Raw genomic sequence first — 6,000 nt, 5'->3', positions numbered from 1 at the left:
GCACGCCGCCAGCGTTCGTCCTGAGCCAGGATCAAACTCTCCATAAAAGATGATAATCAGCCATATGAAAAGCCAAAAACCTAGCAAAACAAACAACCAACGAATGATTGTCCAAAAAACAAGGGTGACAGACGATCCGACGAGGAAAAACCCGCCACCCAAAAAAATTGAGTATTAATGCTCTTTCACAGACCACTCCTGGCCTGCCGGCACCAACACACAACCAAAAACAAAAAATAAAAAAGTACTTGGCACACTATTGAGTTCTCAAACAACACACGCACAACCCCCAACCCAGAACCAAAGAACCAGGAAGAAAAGAAGGCTTTAATATTAGCCAGCGACTCGTTTTCCTACCGCCACACACTCTCCAAAGCGGGGCGTTGTCGGTCGCGCTGACCCACATAAAGTTACACACCCACAACCAACAACACAAACCCGCAGGTAGATATAGCTTTTAGGCGCTTGCCCGCTCCACCTTTGCACCTAGTGAATTGAGGAGTTCAACAAAGTGCGGGTATCCGCGATCGATGTGGAAGACATCGTGCACCTCTGTGACACCGTCTGCGCAAAGGGCGGCAAGCACGAGACCGGCGCCTGCACGAATGTCACTGCTCCATACTGAAGTGGAAGACAGCTCTTCAATGCCTCGCATCACCACGTGGTGGCCATCGACGGTGGCGTCGGCGCCAAGGCGCTGCATCTCGTCAACAAATCGGAAGCGAGATTCGAAGACGTTCTCAGTGATGACGGAGACACCTTCAGATACCGCTGCAAGGCCGATGGCCATCGGCTGCAGGTCGGTTGGGAAACCTGGGAAAGGCAAAGTCTGGTAGTCAACGGCCTGCGGTCGACCGTTCATGCGGACCCGGAAACCCGTCTCGTACGTTTCAACGTCGGCGCCGGCCAGGCGCAGCTTTTGCAGTGGCAGATGTAGATGTACTGGCGCGATGCCACCAACAGTGATGTCGCCACCTGTCATTGCTGCTGCATATGCCCACGTGCCCGCGACGATTCGGTCACCAATGACTTCGTGAGTGGTCGGGTGAAGCTTCTCCACGCCAGTGATACGGATCGTTGACGTACCTGCACCTTCGATCTTGGCTCCCATTTCACAGAGCATGGTGCACAGATCGACGATTTCCGGTTCGCGCGCTGCGTTGTCCAGGATCGTTTCGCCGTCGGCAAGCACTGCGGCGGTGAGGATGTTTTCGGTCGCACCGACGGACGGGAAGTCGAGCGCGATGTGCGCGCCAGTGAGCTTGTCCGCGGTGGCAACAACTGCACCGTGCTTAATGGATGTCTTAGCACCCAGCTTTTCGAGGCCGGTTTGATGCATGTCGAGAGGGCGAGAGCCGATGGCGTCACCGCCAGGCAGCGCCACGACTGCGCGACCGCATCGGGATGTTAGTGGGCCGAGCACGCATACGGACGCGCGGAATTGGCGGACCGCATCGAAATCGGCATCGCTCTTGATCTCGGCAGGCGTGGTGATGGTGACGGTGTCGCCGTCAATGGTGACGCTGCATCCGAGTCCTTCAAGGACGTCCTTCATCAGCGGAACGTCCAAGATCTCCGGGCAATTTGTGAGCGTCGTCGTCCCCTCAGCCAGCAAGGACGCTGCCATGAGCTTCAGAACGCTATTCTTTGCGCCAACAACCTTGACTGCTCCGCTGAGCCGGGCACCACCTGTTACCAAGAATTTTTCCTTCACGGCCCCAGTTTAAACACAAAATTCGAGCCTGTCCGATAGCGTGAAGGCATGGCTGTTCATTTGACAAAGATCTATACCCGTACCGGCGACGAAGGCACCACCGGCCTGTCGAATTTCGAGCGTGTGTCTAAGAATGATCTCCGACTGCACGCTTATGCCGACACCGAGGAAGCAAACGCGGCGTTGGGCCAGGTCCTTGCGCTGGGCTCCCCTCGCGAGGACATCGCGGGCGCGTTGCGGCGGATTCAGAACGAGCTTTTCGACGCCGGCGCAGACCTTGCGACCCCTATTGAAGAGAATCCTAAGTATCCTCCGCTGCGCATCGAGCAGTCTTATATTGACCGGCTTGAGCAGGAGTGCGACAAGTTCAATGAAGAGCTCTCCCCTCTAGACTCCTTTATCTTGCCGGGTGGCACCCCGACCGCAGCTCTAATTCATTCTGCTCGAGTGATTACCCGCCGCGCCGAACGCGCAGCGTGGTTAGCCTATGAAGAGTTTCCAGAAACCACGTCGAAATTGCCGGCCCAATACTTGAACCGGCTCAGCGACTTGCTGTTCATCTTGGGACGCATTGAAAATGCCGGGAACGATATTAAGTGGGTTCCGGGCGGATCCCGATAGGACTGAAAACGAAAATCGCCTGTGAAGTGTCGCTTTCACAGGCGATTTTTGAATGTCTCGCTTTATGGCAAAGCACCAATTCGACGAGCGGCGTTCACGGCCTCGTACCTGGTGTGTGCGCCAAGCTTACGCATGACCGATCGCAGGTAGCTCTTCACGGTCTCTGCGCCGATTCCCATTTCCTCGGCAGCTTCGACATTGGTGTGTCCGAGAGCAACGCATGCCAACACATCGAGTTCACGGGCCGAGAGCTTGGTGGTCTGCTTCATCCGTACCGGGGTCACCATCTGATCGCAGAGCTCTTCAATTTCCTTGCGCAGGGACTCATCCCCTACTCGGTTGGCAAGCATGCGCAGCTTGGAGTGAGTGGAACGAATCTGCTCCCACTCCGCGCCATTCATGACACGGCCAGACTTCATGGCACCAGCGCGCGGGCCATCGGTACGTCGAAAAGCTGCGTTGATAGCGAGGTCCTGCTCCAGAGCACGGGCGGTCATGGTGACCTCTTCGATGACCTTGTCACCGAGGCGCAGTGAGGAGTGGACGCCTACGTAGAGCACACCGACTACATCTCGCTGAACGATGACAGGGACCGCAACGATCGAGTGCAGGCCCTCATCCTGGATAGCCTTGTCGTATTCATGAGAAATGACGGTTGCGCGCGTGTAGTCGGAAACACCAACTGGTCGCTTGGTTGCCAGCACTCGTCCACCGACACCGGCGCCGGAATCAATGATGATGTTTTGTAGCGCAGGAGTGCGCAGGCCCACCCACGCCGTGATCTGGAGTTTATTTTCACCGAACACCGTGGCGTACATGGTAACTGGAATGCCAGTTGCAGTTTTAAGCGAGGTCAGGGCGGCGCGGATCGCGTCGTCATCGTCCTTCACAGGTTGCGTTTCCACCATTGGATCTCCTCACATATATCCACCCGAGCAGGTACACCCGTCGGTGTGCGATTCACACAATAGAACGGAGTATAGCCACAAGGCGGGGGTAATCCCAAGTCCCAAGTATTCATCATTTAGTTACCACCATGCATAGTATGCAGTCCAACTAAAGTTGCAGCACCCCCATTTTCCGGTGTCAGAAAATTATTATCACCCCATCCGAGCTGCGACTTAAGGTTTTCCAGCCTCCCCCGTAGGAATCCTGAACTATTCATGCAATCCAGATGAACCGCAATCTCCCCCCAATAATCACCCAAAACAACAGGACGAACATCACATTTTTCACCCAAAAATAAGGCTGTTCGTTGAACAAAAGTTATGCCAATAGACCGGTAAGTCTACTTCAAGCAAACTACCCAGACTAGGTTTTCTGTTCAATCAGGCGTAGACTTTGCGACAGTACGAACAACTACGAAAGGAATCCCATGTCAAACGTCATTAACAACATCACCGATACCATCGGCCACACCCCATTGGTTCGCCTCAATCGCCTGGTCGAAGGCCTTGAAGCCGAAGTTTTAGTCAAGCTCGAGTTCTTCAACCCAGCCAACAGCGTCAAGGACCGCATCGGTCGCGCCATCATCGACGCCGCCGAGGCATCCGGCGAACTACACGCTGGCGGATCCATTGTTGAAGCCACCTCCGGAAACACGGGCATTGCCCTCGCAATGGTCGGCGCTGCCCGTGGTTACAAGGTGGTTCTGACCATGCCTGAAACCATGTCAATGGAACGCCGCGTCATGCTTCGTGCGTACGGCGCGGAAATCGTACTTACTCCGGGAGCTGCAGGCATGCAGGGCGCCGTCGACAAGGCAAATGAGATCGTTGCATCCCGCCCTGGCTCCATCCTCGCGCGCCAGTTCGCAAACCCAGCCAACCCAAAGATTCACCAGGAAACCACCGCGCTGGAGATTTGGGATGACACCGACGGCAAGATCGACGCCTTCGTCGCAGGCATCGGCACCGGTGGCACCGTCACGGGCGTTGGTTCGGTCCTGAAGTCGCGCAACCCAGAGATCGTCGTCGCGGGCGTCGAACCTGCAGATTCCCCACTGCTCACCACCGGCAAAGCCGGCCCTCACAAGATCCAGGGCCTCGGCGCCAACTTCGTGCCCGACGTACTGGACCGCAAGCTTCTCGACGAGATCATCACCGTCACCAACGAAGATGCCGTTGCAACCTCCCGCGCGATGGGCGCACAAGAAGGCATCCTCGGTGGCATCTCGGCCGGCGCAAATGTGAAGGCAGCTCTTGAGCTCGCAGCACGTCCTGAGTTTAAGGGCAAGACCATCGTCACACTGGCCCCAGATTTCGGCGAACGCTACGTCTCCACCATCCTCTTCGACGACATTCGCGACTAATTTTCACTTCCTGCTGCTAGACTTGGCGACTATGTACAAGCTAGTACGCATGATCCGCGAAGACCTGCAAAACGCTCGCGATCACGATCCAGCCGCCCGTGGTGACATCGAAAATGCCATCGTGTACTCCGGCCTGCACGCTATCTGGTCCCACCGCATCGCCCACGCCTGGTGGGTGCGCGGATACAAGGGACCAGCTCGCGTTTTGGCGCAGTTCACCAGGTTCCTGACCGGCATTGAGATCCACCCAGGTGCCACGATCGGCCGTCGTTTCTTCATCGACCACGGCATGGGCATCGTCATCGGCGAAACCGCCGAAATCGGCGACGGCGTCATGCTCTATCACGGCGTAACCCTGGGCGGTCAGGTGCTCACCCAGACCAAGCGCCACCCAACCCTGTGTGACAACGTCACCGTCGGTTCGGGAGCGAAAGTCCTGGGCCCGATCACCATCGGTGAAGGCAGCGCCATCGGCGCCAACGCCGTGGTCACCAAGGACGTTCCTGCAAACCACATTGCGGTCGGCATCCCTGCAAAGAACAGGCCTCGCAACCCGGATGAGTGTATTAAGCTCGTGGACCCCGATGCTTACGTCTCGGGTGGTTTCCCAGCAAACTACGCCATCTAGCCCACTCACAGCCCGCCTCGGTGGGCTTTACTTGTATTCGGGGTTCTTCTCAATAAACCGCACGACAGCGCTGCAGGTGGCGCTGTAAGGGACGCCTTCCGCCTTTGTATCATCCAGGGCGCCCTGGATAAGCGGCTTCGACAGCCCCTTGCCTTGGAACGCATCCTCAATCACCGTGTGGTCAAAGACGCGCTCCTGACCATTTACGGTGTACTCAGCAAAGCCGGCGATTTCACCGTCCACGTCCAGAACGTAGCGATTGTTTTCAGATTCATGGCGAACTTCAGTCATGTCTCCAGCATGCCAGAAAAGTGACCTGCGCCACCAGGTGCAGTTTCAGGAGTATGCCGCTGAACCCCGATTTTAGGATCCCGAGTTTCGGGGCGAACCCCTTGAATCCGGTGGCAAAACCCCCGCTTTTTACCCCAAACTCGGGTTCCTAAACTCACACATCCCGACGACAAACAAGAAAGCCCCCGTTCCGAAGAACGAGGGCTAAATTGTGGCCAGAGCCAGGATCGAACTGGCGACCCCACACTTTTCAGGCGTGTGCTCTACCGACTGAGCTATCTGGCCAATGACTGCAATAATACAGCCAAGCGACCCTGACGGGACTTGAACCCGCGACCTCCGCCGTGACAGGGCGGCGCGCTAACCAACTGCGCCACAGGGCCGTGCACTGAAAGAGATGAACTCTTTCGCACGAGGTGTAACTTTACACAGACG

General features: G+C 56.5%; 5 protein-coding genes, 2 tRNA genes and 1 pseudogene. 3 read left to right on the top strand and 5 right to left on the bottom strand.

Features of this window, described 5'->3' with window-relative positions; genetic code table 11:
* Positions 1-457 precede the first annotated feature (457 nt).
* Positions 458-1,714 carry a UDP-N-acetylglucosamine 1-carboxyvinyltransferase gene (murA, locus tag WG939_RS12010; RefSeq protein WP_339986094.1) on the bottom strand — a complete coding sequence of 419 codons (1,257 nt, stop codon included), beginning with the start codon at positions 1,712-1,714 and terminating at the stop codon, positions 458-460.
* A gap of 48 nt (positions 1,715-1,762) precedes the next feature.
* On the opposite strand from murA, the gene WG939_RS12005 reads away from it, so the two are divergent.
* Positions 1,763-2,335, top strand: coding sequence for a cob(I)yrinic acid a,c-diamide adenosyltransferase (locus tag WG939_RS12005; RefSeq protein ID WP_339986093.1), 573 nt, complete (start codon positions 1,763-1,765; stop codon positions 2,333-2,335).
* Positions 2,336-2,397: 62 nt separating this feature from the next.
* Here the strand turns inward: WG939_RS12005 and ramA are convergent, their stop codons facing one another.
* Complete coding sequence (gene ramA / locus WG939_RS12000) at positions 2,398-3,243, bottom strand: acetate metabolism transcriptional regulator RamA (protein WP_339986092.1); 846 nt, start codon at positions 3,241-3,243, stop codon at positions 2,398-2,400.
* Between the two features lie 467 nt (positions 3,244-3,710).
* On the opposite strand from ramA, the gene cysK reads away from it, so the two are divergent.
* Both cysK and epsC read left to right on the top strand, forming a co-directional pair.
* Positions 3,711-4,646 (top strand): cysteine synthase A, encoded by a 936-nt coding sequence (gene cysK / locus WG939_RS11995; protein WP_339986091.1) that lies wholly within the window; start codon positions 3,711-3,713, stop codon positions 4,644-4,646.
* 31 nt (positions 4,647-4,677) lie between these two features.
* Entirely contained in the window at positions 4,678-5,274 is a 597-nt protein-coding gene (epsC, locus tag WG939_RS11990; protein ID WP_339986090.1) for a serine O-acetyltransferase EpsC, read from the top strand.
* A 27-nt stretch (positions 5,275-5,301) separates the two neighbouring features.
* On the opposite strand, the pseudogene WG939_RS11985 reads toward epsC, so the two are convergent.
* From WG939_RS11985 to WG939_RS11975, 3 genes and pseudogenes are all read right to left on the bottom strand, one after another.
* A pseudogene (locus WG939_RS11985) lies at positions 5,302-5,571 on the bottom strand (GNAT family N-acetyltransferase); the annotation flags it as partial.
* A 206-nt stretch (positions 5,572-5,777) separates the two neighbouring features.
* Positions 5,778-5,850: transfer RNA gene (locus WG939_RS11980), tRNA-Phe, on the bottom strand.
* Between the two features lie 24 nt (positions 5,851-5,874).
* Positions 5,875-5,948, bottom strand: a tRNA-Asp gene (locus WG939_RS11975).
* Between the last annotated feature and the right edge of the window lie 52 nt (positions 5,949-6,000).

It is taken from the genome of Corynebacterium sp. H130, from assembly GCF_037572395.1.
In the GTDB taxonomy this organism is placed as follows: domain Bacteria; phylum Actinomycetota; class Actinomycetes; order Mycobacteriales; family Mycobacteriaceae; genus Corynebacterium.
The sequence above is the reverse complement of the archived record's forward strand: the minus strand, read 5'-3'. Positions and strand labels throughout refer to the sequence as shown.